14 protein-coding genes are annotated in these 18651 nt (G+C 73.4%); 7 read left to right on the top strand and 7 right to left on the bottom strand.

What is annotated here, in order from left to right; all coding sequences use genetic code 11:
- Window positions 1-56 precede the first annotated feature (56 nt).
- Window positions 57-1673 (bottom strand): L-lactate permease, encoded by a 1617-nt coding sequence (locus R2E43_RS23030; protein WP_011028722.1) that lies wholly within the window; start codon window positions 1671-1673, stop codon window positions 57-59.
- 149 nt (window positions 1674-1822) lie between these two features.
- Window positions 1823-2245 carry a DUF3499 domain-containing protein gene (locus R2E43_RS23025; protein WP_003975781.1) on the bottom strand — a complete coding sequence of 141 codons (423 nt, stop codon included), beginning with the start codon at window positions 2243-2245 and terminating at the stop codon, window positions 1823-1825.
- 294 nt (window positions 2246-2539) lie between these two features.
- Here R2E43_RS23025 and R2E43_RS23020 point away from each other — a divergent pair, with 294 nt between their 5' ends.
- Window positions 2540-2992 carry a metallopeptidase family protein gene (locus R2E43_RS23020; RefSeq protein WP_063628643.1) on the top strand — a complete coding sequence of 151 codons (453 nt, stop codon included), beginning with the start codon at window positions 2540-2542 and terminating at the stop codon, window positions 2990-2992.
- A gap of 29 nt (window positions 2993-3021) precedes the next feature.
- On the opposite strand, the gene R2E43_RS23015 is transcribed toward R2E43_RS23020, so the two are convergent.
- From R2E43_RS23015 to R2E43_RS23005, 3 genes are all read right to left on the bottom strand, one after another.
- Window positions 3022-4542, bottom strand: coding sequence for a DUF5719 family protein (locus tag R2E43_RS23015; RefSeq protein ID WP_011028724.1), 1521 nt, complete (start codon window positions 4540-4542; stop codon window positions 3022-3024).
- Complete coding sequence (locus R2E43_RS23010) at window positions 4539-8351, bottom strand: glycosyltransferase family 2 protein (RefSeq protein WP_332056522.1); 3813 nt, start codon at window positions 8349-8351, stop codon at window positions 4539-4541. Before R2E43_RS23010 ends, R2E43_RS23015 begins: the two co-directional genes overlap by 4 nt.
- Window positions 8352-8539: 188 nt before the next feature.
- Complete coding sequence (locus tag R2E43_RS23005; protein WP_003975777.1) at window positions 8540-8803, bottom strand: WhiB family transcriptional regulator; 264 nt, start codon at window positions 8801-8803, stop codon at window positions 8540-8542.
- Between the two features lie 684 nt (window positions 8804-9487).
- On the opposite strand from R2E43_RS23005, the gene R2E43_RS23000 reads away from it, so the two are divergent.
- From R2E43_RS23000 to R2E43_RS22985, 4 genes are all read left to right on the top strand, one after another.
- Window positions 9488-9982, top strand: coding sequence for a cysteine dioxygenase (locus R2E43_RS23000; protein WP_011028726.1), 495 nt, complete (start codon window positions 9488-9490; stop codon window positions 9980-9982).
- 70 nt (window positions 9983-10052) lie between these two features.
- Window positions 10053-11012, top strand: a complete 960-nt coding sequence (gene cofD / locus R2E43_RS22995) for a 2-phospho-L-lactate transferase (RefSeq protein WP_003975775.1) — start codon at window positions 10053-10055, stop codon at window positions 11010-11012.
- Window positions 11009-12352 (top strand): coenzyme F420-0:L-glutamate ligase, encoded by a 1344-nt coding sequence (locus R2E43_RS22990; protein ID WP_093456290.1) that lies wholly within the window; start codon window positions 11009-11011, stop codon window positions 12350-12352. Before cofD ends, R2E43_RS22990 begins: the two co-directional genes overlap by 4 nt.
- Window positions 12353-12428: 76 nt before the next feature.
- The gene (locus R2E43_RS22985) at window positions 12429-13409 is read left to right on the top strand and encodes a DNA-3-methyladenine glycosylase family protein (RefSeq protein WP_011028728.1); all 981 of its coding nucleotides are present in this window, start codon (window positions 12429-12431) and stop codon (window positions 13407-13409) included.
- A gap of 164 nt (window positions 13410-13573) precedes the next feature.
- Here R2E43_RS22985 and manB read toward each other — a convergent pair whose 3' ends face one another.
- Complete coding sequence (manB, locus tag R2E43_RS22980) at window positions 13574-14656, bottom strand: mannose-1-phosphate guanylyltransferase (protein ID WP_332056521.1); 1083 nt, start codon at window positions 14654-14656, stop codon at window positions 13574-13576.
- Window positions 14657-14759: 103 nt separating this feature from the next.
- Window positions 14760-16010, bottom strand: a complete 1251-nt coding sequence (locus tag R2E43_RS22975) for a peptidoglycan recognition protein family protein (protein WP_011028730.1) — start codon at window positions 16008-16010, stop codon at window positions 14760-14762.
- A gap of 139 nt (window positions 16011-16149) precedes the next feature.
- On the opposite strand from R2E43_RS22975, the gene R2E43_RS22970 reads away from it, so the two are divergent.
- On the top strand, window positions 16150-16914 hold the full coding sequence (locus tag R2E43_RS22970; protein ID WP_016326394.1) for a TIGR03089 family protein: 765 nt from the start codon (window positions 16150-16152) through the stop codon (window positions 16912-16914).
- 325 nt (window positions 16915-17239) lie between these two features.
- Window positions 17240-18430: an LCP family protein gene (locus R2E43_RS22965; RefSeq protein ID WP_011028731.1), complete on the top strand. Its 1191-nt coding sequence runs from the start codon at window positions 17240-17242 to the stop codon at window positions 18428-18430.
- Window positions 18431-18651: the final 221 nt, after the last annotated feature.

Genomic DNA, 18651 nt, shown 5'->3' with positions numbered 1-18651 from the left:
AACTACCCCGTAAGGACCGACGGGCCGCCCGGGCGGTTCCCTGAGGTCAGGCAGCGTCAGGGCAGCATCCAGCCGAGGACCGCCGTGGACTGCCCGACCACGATCAGGCACATGACCAGCAGCAGGCCGAGGCTCCACGGCAGCACCTTGCGCAGCAGGTCTCCCTCGCGGCCCGCGAGCCCGACGGCGGCGCAGGCGATGGTGAGGTTCTGCGGGGAGATCATCTTGCCGAGGACGCCGCCGGAGCTGTTGGCGGCGGCCAGCAGTTCGGGCGAGAGACCGGACTCCCGCGCGGCGGTCACCTGGAGGGCGCCGAAGAGCGCGTTGGCGGAGGTGTCGGAGCCGGAGACGGCGACGCCGAACCAGCCGAGGACCGGGGAGAGGAAGGCGAGTCCGGCACCGGCCGCGGCGACGAAGTGGCCGATGGTGGCGGCCTGCCCGGAGAGGTTCATGACGTAGGCGAGGGCGAGGACCGAGGTGACGGTGAGGATCGCGAACCGCAGTTCGTGCACGGTCGCGAGCCACTCCTTGACCGCCACGCGCGCGTGCACGCCGAGGACGACGGCCGTGGCCAGCCCGGCGAAGAGCACGAGCGTGCCGCCGGTGGAGACGATCGGCCAGGAGAACACGTTGCCGCCGACCGGCTTGCCCTCGGGGTCCATCACGTCCAGGAACGGCCAGTCGTAGGACTGCGTGGCCTTGGCCAGCCAGTCCTTGACCGCAGGGATCTGGGCCACGGAGAAGACGGCGACGATCAGCGCGTACGGCGCATACGCCCGCACGACCTCGCGGGCGGAGTCCCGCTCGTCCAGTTCCTCGCTGCGCGCGCCGGTCAGCACGGACGCCCGTACGGGCTCGGCGGCGGGCCGGCGGGAGTGCGGTACGGCGACCAGGGCACCGGCGCCGATCAGGGCGGCGGCGATGTCGGCGAGCTGGGCGGAGACGTAGTTGGAGGCGACGAACTGGGCGACGGCGAAGGCGACCCCGCAGGCCAGTGCCGGGATCCAGGTCTCGCGCAGTCCGCGCCGTCCGTCCACCAGGGCGACCAGGAGCAGCGGTACGACGAGGGCCAGCAGAGGCGTCTGGCGGCCCACCACGGAGGCGACGTCGTCCAGGGGCAGCCCGGTGACCTGGGCCAGCGTCACCACCGGGGTGCCCATCGCGCCGAAGGCGACCGGTGCGGTGTTGGCGACCAGCGAGACGACGGCGGCGCGTACGGGGTCGAAGCCGAGGGCGACGAGCATGACCGAGCAGATCGCGACGGGCGCCCCGAACCCGGCGAGGGCCTCCAGGAGGGCGCCGAAGCAGAAGGCGACGACGAGGGCCTGGATGCGGGGGTCGTCGGACAGCCGGCCGAAGGAGCGGCGCAGGATGTCGAAGTGCCGGGTGCGGACGGTCATCCGGTAGACCCACAGGGCGTTCACGACGATCCACAGGATGGGGAAGAGGCCGAAAACCGCTCCCTGGACGGCGCTGGAGGCCGTCTGGTCGAGCGGCATGCCGTAGGCGAGCCAGGCGACCAGTACGGCGGCCAGGAGGCCGATGAGGCCCGCCAGGTGCGCCTTCATGCGGACGCCGCCCAGCAGCACGAGGACGATCACCAGTGGCAGGGCCGCCACCAGGGCGGACAGGCCGAGCGAACCGGCGACGGGTTCCAGTTCCTGCACGTACACGGACGCCTCCCCGGATTCCGCCATGCGAAAGCGATTTCTCGCGGCTTCCGGAATGATCGTGTCCGCGACAAGGGGGCGTCAATGGGTGTGCAGCAACGGATGTGACCGGGGCCACGGCGAGTGAAAGGTGCGGGTGCCTGGAACGGGGCTCAGTTGTCCGGCGAGCGCAGCACGCGCAGGTGGCCGCGGCGCGCGACCTCCATCGGGTCGGCCGAGCGTGCGCCACCGCGGGCCTCGGCCGCCCGTTCCTGAGGCCGGGCCGCCTCGCGCACCGCGTTCGCAAGCGCTTCCAGGTCGTCGCCGCTGGGGCGGGCCGGGGCGGATCCGTCGAGCAGGCGGACGACCTCCCAGCCGCGCGGGGCGGTGAGGCGCTCGGAGTGCTCGGCACACAGGTCGTAGCAGTGGGGTTCGGCGTAGGTGGCGAGCGGGCCGAGGACCGCGGTCGAGTCGGCGTAGACGTACGTCAGCGTCGCGACGGCGGGACGGCCGCAGGCGGTGCGCGAACAGCGACGTACAGGGCTCACGATGTTGGACGGTACCGCACTCTTGAGCGGGCCGCGACGACTCCCCACCGGGCCACACCCCCGTGTCGTGGCGTGAAACGTGCTATGGACCCTGCCGGACTGGCCACTTTGACCTGCGCGGACCCCGGTTCCGGGGGCCCGGCGCGACCCGGGAAGCGGTCATGACCCGATACAAACAACGACATTTGCCTTGAGTTCCACGGTCGCGGAGAGATACGGAATTGAGCCCGACCTTGGCTGAAATGGTCATCTGGCGACAAGCGCAGCGGGCCGCCGCCACGCCGCCCGCGGTGCGCGTGCGGTCGGGCACGCGCCCTCGGCGGGGACTACCCTTCACCAGTGATGGACAACCCCGTGACGCCCCGTGATGCCGGCCGCCCAGGGCCCCGCCGTCGTGATCGCCACGGTCGGGGCATGCGCGGCCCGGTCGCACCCCCGCAGGTGCCGCTCGCGGCGAGCCGCGGCGAGGTGTTCGCGGACCTGGTGCAGGACTCCGTGGAGCGCCTGGAGCGGCGCTGGCCGCAGCTCGCCGACATCGACTTCCTCGTCCTCGACGTGCCGCGCCCGGCCGAGGCCGGGGAGGCCTGGAACGACGAGGCGGTCCCGCTCGGGGGCATGGTGCCCTCGCGGGACGGGCGGCGGGGGCGGGTGGTCGTCTACCGGCGACCGGTGGAGATCCGGACCAAGGGGCGGGACGAGCGGGCGCTGCTGGTGCACGAGGTCGTCGTCGAGCAGGTCGCGGAGCTGCTGGGGCTGACGCCGGAGACGGTGGATCCGCGGTACGGGGAGGACTGAGCGGCGGAGGGCCCGGGCCCCCGCCGCCGCTACTTCTGCAGCACCGACAGGTCCTCGTCCGCGTTCGGCACCGAGACCGTGCCCCGGTCGTCGGGGAGGGTCTGGACGGTGAAGGCCGCCACGTCGTCGTCCGAACCCGTCAGGGTGCGGGACGCGTGGACGGGGCCACCCGAGACGGTCTCGACGGTCAGCGCGTAGGAGCCCTTGAGTCCGGCGGGAACCGGTGCGTCGACGTTCTGGGTCGTGCCCGCCCCGACCGTGTACGTCTTGGTCGCCGTCGTGCCGCCCTCGGTGCCCGCCGACGCCGTGACCTTGACCTTCGCCGCCTTGCCGGGCGCGGAGAGGGCCAGCGTGGTGCTCTTGGCGCGGTTGTCCGCGACGGTCGCGCGCGCACCGACCGGGTCGGAGGCCGGGATGAACGCGGACTCCTGCTCGTCGCCCTTGCCCCGCACGACCCGGACCGCGGCCACGACCGGCACGGACCGGTCGGTCGGCGTCAGCACCAGCGAACCCGCCTCGCCGCGGGTGACCTCGCCGAGGTCGACACCGGTGGTCATACCCGCCTTGACGTGCACCGTCTCATGACCGGCGGGCGTGATCAGCCCGGACGGCGAGGCGAGCCGCACCTTCAGGTCGGCGTCCGTGCCGCCGGGCGTGAACAGCACCAGGCGGACGGCGGTGGCGTCCTTCGGGATGCCCGGCAGTACGAGGTCGCCCGCCGGGTCCGCGGCCGCGGTCAGCCAGTCGCCGCCGGTCTTGTCGTCCAGGGCCTGCACCGCGGCGCCGAGCCGCCCGCTGCGCACGCCGACGTGCACGGTCAGGTCGGTCTGCTTCACGTCGCTGAGCGTGGACAGCAGGAGGGACTCGCTGCCGTGCGGCGGCACCGTGACGCCCTCCCCCACCGTGGACTTGAGGGCTCCGTCCTTGCCGTACAGCTCGATGTCGACGACGGCCGCCGAGTCGTCGGGGTTCGTCAGGTGCACGTAGTCGGTGCGGCCGGCCGCCGTGCTGGCGCCCGGGAACCAGAACTCCGTGTCCGGAGCGGTGCAGTTGACGCCTTGCAGACCCCGGCCCGTTCCGACGGCGACCTCCGTCGTCTGCTGGACCGTCCAGCCGGGCGCGCTGCTTCCCTCGGCGGTGCCGATGAGCGCGGGGGCGCCGGCGCCGGTGGCCTTCCCGGCGACGGGAGTGCCGGGCGCCTTGGGCTGGAGGACCGGCTTCTCCTGCTGGCCGTCCTTCCCGCCCTTCTCGTCGGACTTTCCGCCGTCCTTGCCGTCCTCGGTGGCGTCGGCCGACTCCGCCGCCACGAGGGCGGCGCTGCCCTTCTCGTCGGCGCCCTGCGTGACGGGCGTGAAGGACGTGTACGCGGTCTCGGCGAGGTCGGAGGTGCTGGGCGCCGGGCACAGCAGACCGGTGCGCTCCACGGGCAGCCGGGCGGCCGGCGCGGCCGTGTCCGTGCCGGCGTCTCCCGGGGCGGACACCGCCGCGAACCCGGTGACGGCGGCGAGCGCCGTCGCACAGGCGATCAGGGACAGGGTCGTGCGCTTCACTGCTGGCTCCCGTCGGGGCGCTCACTGCCCGTGCCGTGGGGCTGCTGGGGCTGCTGGGGCTGGGAAGGGTCGTACGGCATGTCGTATCCGCCCTGTCCGTACGACTGGTCGTAGGCGGGGTCGTACCCGCCCTCCTGAGCCTGCGTCGGGTCGCCGTAGGCGTAGGGGTCGTACTGGCCCGCCCCGTACTGCGTGCCCTGACCGCCCTCGCCGCCGTGACCGCCCTGGTAGGCGTCCGCCTGGTACGGGTCCGCCGGGTACGGCTGCTGTCCGTACGCGCCCGGGTCGTACTGCTGGGCGGCCTGGTACTGCTCACCGCCGTAGCCGCCGTCGTAGGAGCCGTAACCGGCGCCGGTGTAGCCCGTCGCGTCCCATTCGCCGTACGCCTGCTGCTGCGGGACCGGCACGGGGGCCTGCGCCGGTGGCTCGGGCACCTCGGCGGCGTCACCCGCTGCCTCGGGGCCCGGCTCCGCCTCCGCGAGGGCCCCGGCCTCCGCTTCGGCCTCGGCCTCGGCCTGGGCCCGCAGTCGGCGGGCCCGGCGTCCTTCGCCCTCGACGGGCTGGGCGGGGACGAGCGGCTCGTCGGGCAGGTCGTCGTCGACGTCGCGGCGCCTGCCGGGCAGGGCGAGGACGACCAGGACGACGGCGAGGAGTCCCTGGGCCCACAGCCAGGCGGTGTGCGTGAACGGGTCGTCGTAGGTGACGTCCAGCCGGCCGCCGGAGGCGGGGAGCTGGAAGCCCTGGGCCCAGCCGTCGACCGTGGTGCGGGTCAGCGGCTTGCCGTCCAGGGTGGCCGTCCAGCCCTCGGCGGCGGTGTCGGCGAGGCGCAGCACCCGGCCGTCGGCGCCCGCCTCGATGTCGGTGTGGATCTCCACGGGTCCGGCCGCCACGGGCTCGGGCTCGCCGCCCCGGGACTTCCCGGCTGCGGCCTTGTCGCCGGACACGATGGTCGCGCGCGCGACCTCCTGGTCCACCCGCCACAGTCCGCTGCCGTCCTGCTGGCTGAGCCTGCTCAGTCCGGGCGTGGCGTCCAGAACGCGAGTGACCTCGCGGGGGGCGCCCTTGTGCACGAGCACGTAGCGCACGGCGAACCCGCCGAGCTGGTCGGCCTGGTCGGCGCCGGAGCCGGCCACGAGGTTGGCGACGACCTTGTCCAGCGTGCTGTTCCCGCCGTCGCCGGAGGCCAGTTCGCCGTCGCCGAGGCGGGCGCCGGAGCCGCGGACCAGCATGTAGCCCACGTGCGCGGCGGAGTCGCTGTCGAGGACGAGGGTGCGGGCCTGGTCGCGGGTGTGGCTCTCCTCGGCGACGAACGCGGGCACCTGTACCGGATCGCGGCGCTCCACGGGGCCGTCGGCGCCGCCGAACATCCAGCCGGCCGCGGCGATCAGCGGGCCGAGGGCCGAGGCGAGGGCGATCAGTGCGGCGACCGGCTGGCGCCAGCCGAAGCTCTGCTCGGCCACGCGGAAGCGCGCCCCGTCGGCGCCGAGGGTCGCGGCGGACAGCAGGGCAATGCCGTAGACGAGGGTGGCGGGGCCGGCCCAGGCGGAGCGGTTGGACAGCACCGAGAAGACCAGGGCCACCAGGGCGACAACCCAGGCCGTCCGGACGCCCAACTGCCGCTCGGAGCGCAGCAGGGCGGCCAGCGCGGCCAGCACGATGCCGAGGAGGAGCAGCCCGCCCACCGTGCCGGGGCCGCCGGGGCTGGCGCCGAGCAGGTCGAGGGCGGAGGCGGCCGAGGAGCCGTACTCGAGTCCGGCCTCGTCGAAGAAGCCGAACGGCAGCAGCGACAACGACCAGGGGGCGAGCAGCAGCAGCGGGGTGCCGAGCTGGGCGAGGAAGCGCGGCGCGTACGCCGTGATCTCGCCGCGGCGCAGGGCGAGCACCCCGATGCCGAGGACCAGCGCGACGGGCCACACGACGGGCGTGAAGGCGGTGGTGACGGTGAGGAGCAGGGCGTACGCCCAGGTGGCGCGCCAGCTGCCGCGGGCGCCGGAGGAGCCCGACAGGCCGGCCGCCGCGACGCCCGCGCGCGCGATGAGCGGCAGCAGTACGGCGAGGACGGCGGTGCCGATGCGGCCGCCGGCGAGCGCGCCGGTGGCGGCGGGCAGGAAGGCGTAGGCGACGGCGGCCCAGGCGCGCAGCAGCCGGGACGGGACCAGCGGGCGGGAGGCGAAGTACGCGGTGGCACCGGCCAGGGGCACCGAGCAGACCATCAGCAGGGTGACGGCGAGTCCGGTGGAACCGAGCAGCAGGGAGGCGACGGTGGCGACGATCGCCAGGTAGGGCGGTGCGGAGGCGGTGCCGCCGGTGCCGACCGTGTGCCAGGCGTCCACGTACCGCGACCACAGCTCACCGGCGCCGGCCGGTACGGGCAGCAGCGCGCCGCCCGCCAGGGCGCCGCCGCCGAGGAGCGCCCGGCAGGCGGCCAGCGAGACGAGGAGCAGGATCAGGAAGAGCACCGGTCCCGGCTTGCGGGCGATGCGCTTGAGGCGGGCGAACTGCTCGATCTCCAGGAAGTCGGCGTCGTCGCCGCCCGGTCCGGACTCGATGCCTCCGCCGTGCCGTCCGGCGCCCGCGGCGGCCTCGGCGTCGGAGCTGCCGAAGAGGTCGCCCGCGACCTGCTCGACGGTGGCCCGGACGGTCGCGCCCGGGGGCGGGAACAGGGGCCGCAGTTCGTCCTTCTCGACCTGCGGGCGGCCGCGTTCACGACGGCCCGCGATGATCCGCTCGGGCCGCAGCAGGACGCCCAGCAGGCCCCGGATCTCGTCGAGGGCCTGACCGGGGACCTTGCCGACGAGGTAGGCGACGGTGCGCAGCAGCGTGCCGAGGACGATGCGCAGCAGCACCCACGGCAGGGCGGCGGTGCGGACGTTGACCAAAAGGGTGTGGACGGCGCCGGCCTTGTCCACCTTGTGCGGTGAGGCGGTGGTGCGCCCGGCGCAGTCGACGGCGCGGCGTTCGCGCGAGGCCGCCTCGGCGTGGCGGACGACCGCCTCCGGGGCGACGAGGACGCGCAGTCCGGCGGCGTGCGCGCGCCAGCACAGGTCGACGTCGTCGCGCATCAGGGGCAGCCTGCGGTCGAATCCGCCGAGCCGCTCGAAGACGTCGCGCCGGATCAGCATGCCGGCGGTGGACACCGACAGCACGGTCCTGACGTGGTCGTGCTGTCCCTGGTCCTGCTCGCGGCGGTCCAGGCCGGTCCAGCGGCGGCCGGAGTTGGCGATGGAGACGCCGACCTCCAGCAACTGCCTGCGGTCGTACCAGCCGCGCAGTTTGGGGCCGACGACGGCGACGTCGTCGCGGCCGAGTTCGTACTCGGTGTCCACGACGCGCAGCAGCTGGGCGAGGGCCTCGGGTTCGGGGGCGCAGTCGTCGTGCAGCAGCCACAGCCAGTGGACCGGTTCCCCGTGGGGAAGCTCCGGCATGTCGTAGGCGTCGTCGCGCCAGGAGCGGGTGACGGGGTCCCAGCCGCTGGGCCGCCTCAGGTACGGCAGGTCCTCGGGGGTGAGGACGGGGGCGGTGCGGGCGGCCTCCTCGACGGCCTGGCCGAAGCCGGTGCGCCGGGCGAGGTGGAGCACGCGGTCGTCGCCGAGGGCTTCGGCGACCAGCCGGGAGGAGTCGTCGGCGCTGCCGGTGTCGGCGGCCACGGCGTACTGGACGGGGCGCTCCTGGCCCAGCAGCCCGGCGAGCGCGTCGGGCAGCCAGCGGGCTCCGTCGTGGGCGACGAGGACCGCGGTCACCACGTGACGCGGGAACTCAGGTGCGGCAGCGAGGTCTTGCTGGGCTGCCGGGTGACTCTGCACGGACATCGAGGTACGGGCCCCGGTTCGGTGGACTGCGGTGGACGCCCGTGCCCGTTGAGGGTGGCGGGGCGTCTCGGACGAGCGCCCACACTATCGGCTGGGCAGCAAGAGGGCCCGCCGCCTGTGGACAACCCACCCGCGACGGGCCGTTCTCGCTGCTCGGGCCGTTTCCGCCGCCGCGTGGGGCGGCGCTTTCAGACCGCGGCCTTCTTGAGACGGCGGCGTTCCCTCTCGGACAGGCCGCCCCAGATGCCGAAGCGCTCGTCGTTGGCAAGGGCGTATTCGAGGCATTCGGAGCGGACCTCACAGGCCAGGCAGACCTTCTTGGCCTCGCGGGTGGAGCCGCCCTTCTCGGGGAAGAAGGACTCGGGGTCGGTCTGGGCGCACAGTGCGCGCTCCTGCCAGCCGAGTTCCTCGTCCGCGTCGTCGACCAGCAGTTGCTGCACCAGCTCGGTCATGTGCGCCCCTCGTCTGTCTTTCGCGTCCCCGTGATCTAGCCGTTACCGATTCCGGCTGAACGACACGAGTGAAATTACAAGTGTGCTGCTCCGGGCGAGTCAAGCCGAGATCTGCTATTGGGCCCCTTATTCACTCTGCGGAACCAAGCCCATGCAGTAAGTGTTCAAATCGCCATAAACCTCGACATACCAATGAGGTCCGCCGGGACGCCCGTCCCGATTCGCACCGGCACCAGGAAGGACGCCCCGGCGATCGATCCCGTTCCGATACACGCGCCGAAGCGAACCTGATCACATTCGGATCACGGGATCGCAACGGGGGTTGTGCGCCCGGCTTGTGCGCCATGTGTCCCGGAAGCCGTCTGAGCAAACCTTTCGGCAGGACGATCAACCGGATGAGGTGAAACATGTCCCACATAACGGTCATCGAGTTGACAGTGCCTGTGTGAACCGCTGTCCTTGGGGGCATGCTCGCGAACTTGGCGCTCGCCTCGACCCGCATCGCCGGGTCCCACGGTGCTGCCCGCGCTCGCTGTAGCTGTTGCCGCTGTTCCAGCTGTTGAGCCCACCGCGCTCCGGCTGTCCCCGAGTCCACGCGACTCGACTGCTCCGTTCCCGCCCCACCAGGGCGTGCTTCGTCATTCGCTCCGCTCAGCACTCTTCCGTTGAGGAACCACCGCACCCATGAACAGCGACAGCGACCTCCAGATCGCCGGCGACATCCTCGAAGTCCCCCACCTGTTGCAGGCTCCGCGCGAGCACCCGGCCACCGTCGCCGAGTTCGCCGGTCTGCTCCGCTCCGTCGCCGCCGACCGCTCCGAGTGGGGCCACCTCGTCCGGTACGACGCGACGACCCGCTGGTACCACCGACTGCGCACCGGCCCCGGGTACGAGGTCTGGCTGCTGTCCTGGGTGCCGGGACAGGGCAGCGGACGCCACGACCACGGCCCCTCCTCCGGCGTGTGGACGGTGCTCGAAGGCACCCTCACCGAACACACGGAGCGCGGCACGCGCGCGTTGGACGCCGGTACGCAGCGCGTGTTCGCGCCGGGATACGTGCACGAGGTGGTCAACGACGCGCTGGGGCCGGCGGTCAGCCTGCACGTCTACTACCCGGGCCTGACCGAGATGCCCATGCACTCCCCGCAGTGCTCGGCCGCCGCGGTGACGACCGGCTGACGCCGTGAGACCGGCTCACGCCGTGACGACTGGCTGACGCACTGTCGTACCGGCCTGCAAGACTGGGGCCATGCGCATTGTGGTTCTGGCAGGCGGCATCGGTGGTGCCCGGTTCCTGCGTGGTCTCAGGCAGGCCGCGCCGGACGCGGACATCACGGTCATCGGCAACACCGGGGACGACATCCACCTCTTCGGGCTGAAGGTCTGCCCGGACCTCGACACGGTGATGTACACGCTCGGCGGCGGCATCAACGAGGAGCAGGGCTGGGGGCGGGCCGACGAGACCTTCCACCTCAAGGAGGAACTGGCGGCGTACGGCGTCGGCCCCGAGTGGTTCGGCCTCGGCGACCGCGACTTCGCCACGCACATCGTGCGGACGCAGATGATCACCGCGGGCTTTCCGCTGAGCGCGGTGACCGAGGCGCTGTGCGACCGCTGGAAGCCCGGTGTGCGCCTGATCCCGATGACCGACGACCGCGTGGAGACGCATGTCGCGGTCGAGCTGGACGGGGAGCGCAAGGCGGTCCACTTCCAGGAGTACTGGGTGCGGCTGCGCGCCTCCGTGCCCGCCGAGGCGGTCGTGCCGGTCGGCGCCGAGCAGGCCAAGCCGGCCCCCGGCGTCCTGGAGGCCATCGGGGAAGCGGACGTCATCCTCTTCCCGCCGTCCAACCCGGTCGTCTCCATCGGCACGATCCTCGCCGTGCCCGGCATCCGCGAGGCGATCGCCGACGCCGGGGTGCCGGTGGTGGGCCTGTCCCCCATCGTCGGCGACGCGCCCGTGCGCGGGATGGCCGACAAGGTGCTCGCCGCGGTCGGCGTGGAGTCCACGGCCGCGGCGGTCGCCGAGCACTACGGCTCGGGTCTGCTCGACGGCTGGCTGGTCGACACGGTCGACGCGGACGCCGTCACCCGGGTCAGGGCGGCCGGCGTCCTCTGCCGGGCCGTACCGCTGATGATGACCGACCTCGACGCGACGGCGCAGATGGCCCGGGAGGCGCTGACGCTGGCGGAGGAGGTGCGGGAGGCATGAGCGACGAGACGCGCGACGCCGCTCCCGGCCGCCGGGGCGGCGACCGGGACGGCTACCGGGTGTGGGCCCTGCCCGGGCTGCCCGAGGTGCAGCCCGGCGACGACCTGGCCAAGCTGATCGCGGCCGCCGAGCCCGCGCTGGCCGACGGGGACGTGCTGCTCGTCACGTCCAAGATCGTGTCCAAGGCCGAGGGCCGGGTCGTCGAGGCCGCCGACCGGGAGGCCGCGATCGACGCGGAGACCGTACGGGTGGTGGCCCGGCGCGGCCCGCTGCGCATCGTGGAGAACCGCCAGGGCCTGGTCATGGCCGCGGCGGGCGTCGACGCCTCCAACACCCCGGCCGGGACCGTACTGCTGCTCCCCGAGGACCCCGACGCCTCCGCGCGCGGTATCCGCGAGGGACTCCGCGACACGCTCGGCGTGGACGTCGGCGTCATCGTCACCGACACCTTCGGGCGTCCCTGGCGGGCCGGACTCACGGACGTGGCGATCGGTGCCGCGGGCGTCCGCGTCCTGGACGACCTGCGCGGCGGCACGGACGCGTACGGCAATCCGCTCGGCGCCACCGTCGTCGCCACCGCGGACGAGCTGGCCGCCGCGGGCGACCTGGTCAAGGGCAAGGCCGCCGGCCTGCCCGTCGCCGTCCTGCGCGGGCTGCCGCAGGTGGTCGCCGAGGACGACGGCGAGGGCGCGCGGGCGATGGTGCGCGGCGCGCGCGACGACATGTTCCGCCTCGGCACCTCGGAGGCGGTACGCCAGGCGGTCACCCAGCGGCGTACGGTGCGGGCCTTCACGGACGAGCCGGTCGATCCCGGTGCCGTGCGGCGGGCAGTGGCCGCCGCGGTGACCGCGCCGGCGCCGCACCACACGACGCCGTGGCGGTTCGTGCTCCTGGAGTCCGGGGAGTCCCGCACCCGGCTCCTCGACGCGATGCGCGACGCCTGGATCGCGGACCTGCGGCGCGACGGCAAGAGCGAGGAGTCCGTCGCCAAGCGCGTACGGCGCGGCGACGTCCTGCGCAACGCGCCCTACCTCGTCGTCCCCTGCCTGGTCATGGACGGCTCGCACACCTACGGGGACGTGCGCCGCGACGCGGCCGAGCGGGAGATGTTCGTGGTCGCCACCGGCGCGGGGGTGCAGAACCTGCTCGTCGCGCTCGCCGGGGAGCGGCTGGGCTCCGCGTGGGTGTCCTCGACGATGTTCTGCCGGGACGTCGTGCGGGAGGTGCTGGGTCTGCCGGACGGCTGGGACCCGATGGGGGCGGTGGCGGTCGGCCATCCCGCCGAGGAGCCGAAGGCCCGGCCGGAGCGGGACGCGGAGGCGTTCATCGAGGTGCGGTGAGCCCTCTACTCTCGTAGGGGCCAGCTTCTCCGTTTCTCCTCCTCTCCTCTTCCCCATTCGCCCAAGGACCTCACTCGTGGCAGGACGTTTCGCTCCCCGGCCCCCGCGCGCCGTCGTGCGCGACGGGATACCCCGGCAGGCGCTCGCGCCGGGCCGGGTACGGGTGTGGGCGCCGGACGGGCCGCTGGACGTGGGGCTGGTACTCGGTCCGCTGCGGCGCGGGCCGGGCGATCCGACGTTCCGGACGATGCCGGACGGGTCGGTGTGGCGGACCGGCCGGACGCCCGCCGGGCCGGGCACGCTGCGGGTCACCGCGCGCGGAGGCGAGGTACGGGGCGAGGCCTGGGGGCCCGGGGCCGAGTGGCTGCTGGAGCGCCTGCCGCTGATGCTGGGCGCCGAGGACGACCCGTCCGCGTTCGTGCCTCGGCACCGGCTGCTGGCGGTCACGGCCCATCGGCGGCCGGGGCTGCGGCTGACGCGGACCGGTCTGGTGCTGGAGTCGTTGATCCCGTCGATCCTGGAGCAGAAGGTCACGACGCTGGAGGCGTACCAGGCGTGGCGGCTGCTGGTACGGAAGTTCGGGGAGCCGGCGCCGGGGCCCGCGCCCGGACGGATGTGTGTGATGCCGGCGGCGCGGACGTGGGCGCTGATCCCGTCCTGGGAGTGGCATCTGGCCGGGGTGGACGACAAGCGGGCGTCGACGGTCCTGCGGGCCGTGCGGGTCGCCGCGCGGCTGGAGGAGGCGGCGGGGATGGAGCCGGCGGCGGCGCGGGAGCGGCTGGAGCTCGTTCCGGGGGTGGGGCCGTGGACGTCGGCGGAGACCGTGCAGCGCAGTCATGGGGCGCCGGACGCGGTGACGGTGGGGGATCTGCATCTGCCGGGGATCGTGGGGTTCGCGCTGGGTGGGGACCGGTACGCGGACGACGCGGAGATGCTGCGGTTGCTCGAGCCGTATGCGGGGCAGCGGCATCGGGCGGCTCGGTTGGTGTTGCTGAGCGGGCGGGTGCCGGAGAGGCGGGCGCCGCGGATGGCTCCTCGGGGGATCGAGCGGCTGTAGTGGTCCGGCGTTCCCTTCGCACCCCGGGTGCGTGTGGGCGGCGGGTGGGTGCGCGGCCCGGCGTGGCGGGGTGCCGCTGCGCCCACCCGTGCCGCCCTGGGGGTACCTCCCAGGCCGTTCGGGCACTGGGGGAGGCACGACTGCCCGCAGCGGCGGCGGGGGGATCACGTGTCCGGTGAGAAGCGGAGGGATGCCGGGGGGATGTGGGCGTCGCACCAGATGCGGGCGCCGGAGCGGAGTTCGTTGTCGGCGCCGATGACCGCCCCGTCGCCGATGACCGTGTCGGCGAGGACCGAGCGGGTGCCGACGCGGGCGCGGGTGCCGATGAGGGAGTCGGTGATGACGGCCCCCGGCTCGATGACGGCGCCCGGCAGGATCGTGCTGCCGAAGACGCGCGCCCCCTCCGCCACGAGGGCGCCCTCGCCGACCACCGTGCCGCCGGTCAGCTTGGCGTCGGGCGCGACCTGTGCCGTGGGCAGCACGAGGCGGTCGCCGCAGCGGCCCGGTACGGCCGGGGACGGGGCGCGGCCCAGGACCAGGTCGGCCGAGCCGCGGACGAAGGCCGCCGGGGTGCCCAGGTCCAGCCAGTACGTGGAGTCGACCATGCCCTGGAGGTGCGCGCCGGTGGCGAGGAGTTCCGGGAAGGTCTCGCGTTCGACCGAGACCGGGCGGCCCGCCGGGATCGTGTCGATGACGGAGCGGCGGAAGACGTACGCCCCCGCGTTGATCTGGTCGGTGACGATCTCCTCGGGGGTCTGGGGCTTCTCCAGGAAGGCGAGCACTCGGCCCGTGTCGTCCGTGGGGACCAGCCCGTACGCCCTCGGGTCGGTCACCTGCGTCAGGTGCAGGGAGACGTCCGCGCCCGTCGTCTCGTGGGTGCGGACGAGCGCGCCGATGTCCAGGCCCGTCAGGATGTCGCCATTGAAGATCAGCACCGGCTCGTCGGGGCCCGAGTGCAGCCGGGAGGCCACGTTGCGGATCGCGCCGCCGGTGCCGAGCGGCTCCTCCTCCGTGACGTACTCGAGGTGCAGGCCGAGCGCCGAGCCGTCGCCGAAGTACGGCTCGAACACCTCGGCCAGGTAGCTCGTCGCGAGCACGATGTGTTCGACGCCGGCCGCCTTGGCCCGCGCCAGCTGGTGCGTGAGGAACGGCACTCCGGCGGCCCGGACCATGGGCTTGGGCGTGTTCACCGTGAGCGGCCGCAGCCGCGTGCCCTTGCCGCCGACCAGGAGGATCGCTTCTGTCACCTGTCGTCTCTGCTTCCTGCCGGGACCGGCCGAACTGTCTTTCGGCGGGCCAGTGTATGCAGACCGTTCCACGGTGCCTTCGACGACCGCGCGGTGCCCGCCCTCAGCGGCCCTGGTACTGCGCCGCCTTCGAACGGGCGGTGCCGAGCCTGGCGTAGAGCTTCGTGCCGGGGCAGTTCGTCGCGAAGCCGTCGCGGTGACCGGAGATGACGTTCAGTCGTACCTTCTTGCCCTTTCGGTAGAGGTTGCCACCCCCGGACTTCAGGTATGTCTTCCCGCGCGGATTCATGCCGTAGAGCCCGACCTTCCACGCGGTGAGCCGGGCGATCGCCTTCAGCGCGGCCGACGACGGCTTCTTCGAGCTGTACGTGCCGAGCACGGCGATTCCCATGCTGTTGGAGTTGAACCCCAGGGTGTGGGCGCCCAGCACCGGCTTGGACACGCCGCCCGCCCGGCCCTCGTAGATGTGTCCGCACTTGTCGACGAGGAAGTTGTAGCCGAGGTCGCGCCAGCCCAGGCTGTGCACGTGGTAGCGGTAGATGCCGCGGATGACCGACGGCGCCTGCGAGCAGCGGTAGTTGTTGCCGGTGGCCGAGTGGTGCACGAAGGCCGTCTTGACCTTCTTGGTGTACACGAACCCCTTCTCGCGCAGCTTCTCGTCGGCGCCCCAGCCGCGGCGCGTGGTGATGCTCGGGCGGGGCCCGATGTGCGGCCCGGCCTTCCGTCGCGCGGGAAGCGCGGGGAGTACGGCGGGTTCCGTCCGGGTCTGCGCGCGGTTCGCCGGTGGCGGGGCGCCCTCGCCGGGATCGACGAGTTCGAGGCGCAGGCCGGCGGGGAGCGGCGAGGCGGACCGGGCGGCGCCGGGCTTGTGCCCGGCCCGTACCCGGACCTCGACGCCGTCGGACTCGCCCACCCACAGCGGCGCGGTGGCGCCGCGGACCTGGTCCGAGGCGCTCTCCGGGGTGCCCGGGTCGGCGGCGTGGTCGGCGTTGTGGGTCTCCAGTTCCTGCCAGCCGGACCAGGCGCCGGTGGCGGTGGCACGGGTACGGACCTCGACGCGGCCGTGCAGTTCGGTGGCGGGGCTGTCCCAGACGACGCCGACGAGCGAGAAGTGCCGTACGTCCGAGCGTCGCAGACCCTGTTCGGCCGCACCGGGTGCGCCGGGCGCACGGTCGCGGGTGAGAGGGGCGAGGGGCAGGGACTGGGTGCCGCCGGGGGCGTACGCGCCGGGCCGTGCGGTCGAACTCGTCGCGGGTGGGGCCGAGGAGGTGGCGGCTGCCGCGGGCGGGGCGAGCGGGAGGGCCAGGGCCGCCGCGCACGTGACACCGGTCGAGGAAGCTAGGAATCCACGCATGCCCCTGATACTGGACATGGTCGTACAAATATGTCCATTTGGAATCTGACGGGTCGTAGGGTGCCTTGGTCCGATCCGGTGGTGGCCCGGTCCGCCGTACGCTCGGTGCGCGTTGCCCGTCCCGCGTACGCTTGCGCGGGTGAACGCGACCGACCGTACCCCTGCCGACCTGCTGAGTTCCGCGCTCGCCGCGGACCCGGGACGCCCCCTGGTGACCTTCTACGACGACGCCACGGGCGAACGTGTCGAACTGTCTGTGGCCACCTTCGCCAATTGGGTGGCCAAGACCGCCAACCTGCTCCAGGACGAACTCTCCGTCGAACCCGGCGACCGGGTGGCGCTGCTGCTGCCCGCCCACTGGCAGACGGCGGTGTGGCTGCTGGCGTGCGCGTCGGTGGGTGTGGTCGCCGACGTGGCGGGTGATCCGGGGGCGGCGGACGTGGTCGTGAGCGGGCCGGAGCCGGAGTCGCTGGAGGCGGGGCGGGCGTGCTCGGGCGCGCGGATCGCGCTGGCGTTGCGGCCGCTGGGGGGCCGGTTCGCGCCGGCCCCGCCCGAGGGCTTCGCCGATTACGCGGTGGAGGTGCCGGGGCAGGGGGACCGGTTCGTGCCGTACGTGCCGGTGGACCCGGAGGCGCCGGCGCTGATCGTGGCCGGGCGGGAGTTCAGCGGGGCGGAGGTCGTGGAGCGGGCTCGGGCGGAGGCGTCGGGGCTGGGGCTCACCGGGCCGGGGGTGCGGATTCTGTCGGGGTTGCCGTACGACACGTGGGAGGGGTTGAGCGCGGGGTTGTACGGGCCGCTGGCGAGTGGGGGGTCGGTGGTGCTGTGCCGGCATCTGGAGCTGGCGGGGGCGGGTGTGGTGGATCAGCGGATCGAGGCGGAGCGGGTTTCGGCGACGGCGCGGTGAGTTTCCGCCGGGTGGTTGGTGGACCGGCGTCGAGGTGACGCCGGCGAGTCGGTGACCGGCGTCGAGGTGACGCCGGCGAGTCGGAGACCGGCGCCGGCCGGTGCTCGGCGTCGGTGCCGGCGCGGGGTGGGGTGCGCGGCCCGGCGCTGACGGGGCGCCGCCTGCGCCCACCCGTGCCGCCCCAGCGGCACGACTGCCCGCAGCTAGGGCGCTGCGTGCCCGCACGTTGCGGGGGTCCCCCCCCCGTTCGGCCTACCAGCGTTCTGTCCTTCGGGGCTGCTCGGGGCATGGTCGTAGCAGCGTGCGGGTGTGGACGGAGGCAGGTGTGGGCGATGACGCGGGCACGGCGGGCTCCGGCGGGGGTCCGGGGGACGGGGCGTCCGCGAGCGGGGTCGGGCTGAAGCGGCGGCGTCGCAGGCGGCGGCTGGGGATCGCCGGGATCGTGGTCGTCGCGCTGGCCGGGGGCGCGGTGGGCGTCGGGTGGGCGGTGTACGCCAAGCTGAGCGGCAACATCACCGCGGACCAGGCGGCCGCGGCCGAACTCGCCCGGTACGAGAAGGAGCGGCCCACCTCGCTGGTGCGCGGCGCGCAGAACGTCCTGCTGATCGGGTCGGACTCGCGGGCCGGGGAGGGCAACGCCCGCTACGGGCGGGACTCCGGGACCGAGCGGTCGGACACCACGATCCTGCTGCACCTGGCCGCGGGCCGGGACAGCGTCACCGCCGTCTCCCTCCCCCGCGACCTGATGGTGCAGGTCCCCGGCTGCCACCGGCCGGACGGGTCACTCACCGAACCGGCGCTCCAGCAGTTCAACTACGCCTTCGCCGCGGGCGGTTCGGCATGCTCGATCCGTACGGTGGAGAAGCTGACCGGCATCCGGATCGACCACCACGTCGTCGTCGACTTCGAGGGTTTCAAGGAGATGGTCGACGCGCTCGACGGCGTCGAGGTGTGCCTGCGAAAGCCGGTCGACGACAAGGACGCCAAGCTGAAACTGCCCGCGGGCCGGGTGACCCTCGACGGGGAGCAGGCGCTCGGGTACGTCCGGGCCCGGAAGTCGCTCGGCGACGGCAGCGACACCGACCGGATGGACCGGCAGCAGCGCTTTCTGGGGGCGCTCGTGAGCAAGGTGCAGAGCAATGACGTGCTGCTGAATCCGGTGAAGCTGTACCCCGTTCTGGACGCCGCCACGTCGTCGCTCACCACGGATCCGGGTCTGGCGAGTCTGCGTGATCTGTACGACCTTGTGCGCGGGCTGCGCGGGATTCCCACCGAGCGCGTGCAATTCCTGACCGTCCCCCGGGAGTCCTACTCGGGCGACGCCAATCGGGACCAGCTCGTGCAGCCCGCCGCGGAGAAGCTGTTCACCCGCCTGCGGACGGACGAGCCCGTGACGGTCACGGCTTCCCGACGGGACTCGGCGGGCGGTACGGAGAATTCCGGTGAACCCCGTGCCACCGATTCCCCGGCGCCCACGTTCAGCGGGAACACCGCCGACGAGGACGTCTGCGAGTAAAGCGCATTCCAAGAAGGAGCCACTCGCACGCAAGGCGGACACGAACGCGCGGACAATTGTCCGAGAAATGCGCCGGATTGCCCAGTTGTAAGGTTCGTGGAATACGTCACTGCCGTCGCCCTACGAGGAAGAGGGCGGTTAGTGTGAGCGATCCGGTGTGCCCGGCCGCGGACTTCTGCCCCGGCCACGCACTGAACTGACGTGAGCGAGACCTGGCGCCC

The sequence above is a fragment of the Streptomyces violaceoruber genome (assembly GCF_033406955.1).
In the GTDB taxonomy this organism is placed as follows: Bacteria; Actinomycetota; Actinomycetes; order Streptomycetales; family Streptomycetaceae; genus Streptomyces; species Streptomyces violaceoruber.
The sequence above is the reverse complement of the archived record's forward strand: the minus strand, read 5'-3'. Positions and strand labels throughout refer to the sequence as shown.

Excerpts from the sequence above, each read along its gene's own strand:
- R2E43_RS23010 (WP_332056522.1), bottom strand. The coding sequence starts at position 8,351 with ATGTCCGTGCAGAGTCACCCGGCAGCCCAGCAAGACCTCGCTGCCGCA.
- cofD (WP_003975775.1), top strand. The coding sequence starts at position 10,053 with ATGCGCATTGTGGTTCTGGCAGGCGGCATCGGTGGTGCCCGGTTCCTG.
- R2E43_RS22990 (WP_093456290.1), top strand. The coding sequence starts at position 11,009 with ATGAGCGACGAGACGCGCGACGCCGCTCCCGGCCGCCGGGGCGGCGAC.
- R2E43_RS23005 (WP_003975777.1), bottom strand. The coding sequence starts at position 8,803 with ATGACCGAGCTGGTGCAGCAACTGCTGGTCGACGACGCGGACGAGGAA.
- R2E43_RS22975 (WP_011028730.1), bottom strand. The coding sequence starts at position 16,010 with ATGCGTGGATTCCTAGCTTCCTCGACCGGTGTCACGTGCGCGGCGGCC.
- R2E43_RS23000 (WP_011028726.1), top strand. The coding sequence starts at position 9,488 with ATGAACAGCGACAGCGACCTCCAGATCGCCGGCGACATCCTCGAAGTC.
- R2E43_RS23020 (WP_063628643.1), top strand. The coding sequence starts at position 2,540 with ATGGACAACCCCGTGACGCCCCGTGATGCCGGCCGCCCAGGGCCCCGC.